This window comes from Segeticoccus rhizosphaerae, assembly GCF_009192725.1.
Lineage (GTDB): Bacteria > Actinomycetota > Actinomycetes > Actinomycetales > Dermatophilaceae > Segeticoccus > Segeticoccus rhizosphaerae.
The window spans coordinates 1-870 of record NZ_VOHR01000636.1 but is presented as its reverse complement, the minus strand read 5'-3'; the positions used below and the strand labels follow the sequence as shown (position 1 = coordinate 870).

Genomic DNA, 870 nt, shown 5'->3' with positions numbered 1-870 from the left:
GCACACCGGACAGGACGCGGAGAGCCTGGTGGCCGCGGCCGCCTCGTCGCCGGACGCACCGGACCTGCTGCGTTCGCTGGTGGCCGGCGACCGCACACTCGCGGCGCGGCTCGACCAGCTGCTCGACGAGACCGAGCGGATCATCCCGGCTGCCGGGCTGGCGCTGGAGCGCGGCGACCTCGCCGCCCTGGGACCACTGGTGGACGCCTCGCAGCGCTGCGCCGAGCAGGGTCTGGCCAACCAGGTCCCGGAGACCATCTGGCTGGCCCGGTCCGCCCGCGAGCTCGGTGCGGTGGCGGCGTCCGCGTTCGGTGCCGGCTTCGGCGGCAGCGTCTGGGCGATGGTGCCGGTCGACGACGCGGCACGCTTCGGGGCCACTTGGCTGGACCGCTACCGAGAGCGGTTCCCGGCGCGAGCGGCTGCGGCGTCCGCGTTCGCGACCCGACCCGGACCGGGCGCCACCCGCCTGGACCTGTTGGCCTGAGCGGAGGCCGCCGCTCAGGCGGTGCGGCCCTGACGCTCCGTGGCGATGGTGAGGATGGCGCGCTCGACCGCGTAGACCGGGTCACGGCCTCCGCCCTTGACGTCGAAGTCGGCCGCCGCGACGGCCTGGATCGACCGGCCGAGCGCCTGGGGGTCCCAGCCCCGTGCGGTCTGGCGGGCGCGGTCGACCTGCCAGGGCGCCATACCGAGCTGTTTGGCAACTTCGGCCGAGCGCAGCCCTCGGCTGGCCGACCCGACCTTGACGACCTGGCGCAGCTGGCTGGCCAACACGGCGACGATCGGCACCGGGTCGACCCCGCTGGCGATCGCGTGACGCAGCAGCCGCAGCGCCTCGCCCGCCTGCCCGGCGATCGCCGCGTCGGCCAC

General features: G+C 75.9%; 1 protein-coding gene and 1 pseudogene. One reads left to right on the top strand and one right to left on the bottom strand.

Translation table 11 applies throughout. The features are described from left to right. A pseudogene (locus tag FRW57_RS22235) lies at positions 1-484 on the top strand (galactokinase family protein); the annotation flags it as partial. Positions 485-498: 14 nt separating this feature from the next. Here FRW57_RS22235 and holA read toward each other — a convergent pair. Beyond that, positions 499-870 (bottom strand): DNA polymerase III subunit delta (holA, locus tag FRW57_RS22230; RefSeq protein WP_420853287.1); only part of this gene is annotated, 372 nt, incomplete at its 5' end.